The 727-nt window shown below is 41.8% G+C and carries 1 protein-coding gene; it reads left to right on the forward strand.

Annotated elements, in window-relative coordinates; genetic code table 11:
• A partial coding sequence (locus tag ABD909_RS06960; protein ID WP_345097236.1) for a DEAD/DEAH box helicase family protein occupies nucleotides 1-727 on the forward strand: 727 nt, incomplete at both ends.

Genomic DNA, 727 nt, shown 5'->3' on the forward strand with positions numbered 1-727 from the left:
AAAGAAGCTCTTGAGAAAGTCTGTAAAGGTTTACAAGAAGCAGACCGTGGCAAGCTTATTATGGCATGTGGTACAGGCAAGACTTTTACAAGCCTGAAAATAGCAGAAACTCTCGCCGGAAAAGGCAAGCGTGTATTGTTTTTGGTGCCTTCTCTTGCTTTAGTTTCACAAACAATCCGTGAATGGACACTGGACACACAAATCCCCTTGCGTTCTTTTGCGGTGTGTTCTGATACAAAAGTAGGCAAGCGTCGTAAAAACCAAGATGATATGGTTGGCATGGAAACATCAGATCTTGTTCTGCCTGCTACAACAGATGCCAAAGCCCTTGCCAAAGAAGCTTGTGAAAACTTCGCAGAGGCAATGACGGTTATCTTTTCAACCTATCATTCCATTCAAGTGATTTCGGATGCACAAAAAGAATATGGATTACCCGAATTTGATCTAATTATTTGTGATGAAGCACACCGTACAACTGGCGCTTCATTGGGATCTGATGATAATGAATCTGAGTTTGTCAAAGTTCATGATAACAGCATTATTCGAGGTAAAAAACGTCTGTATATGACAGCAACACCTCGTATCTTTAGTGAGACTGCCAAAAGACGGGCTGATGAGATTAATGCCGTTCTGGCGTCCATGGATGATGAAGCGCTTTTTGGAAAACAACTCCATCATTATAGCTTCGCTGAAGCTGTCGAGAATGAACTTTTAACCCCTTACAAGA

Origin of the sequence: Bartonella acomydis (assembly GCF_039543025.1) — a bacterium.
GTDB classification, from domain to species: Bacteria; Pseudomonadota; Alphaproteobacteria; order Rhizobiales; family Rhizobiaceae; genus Bartonella; species Bartonella acomydis.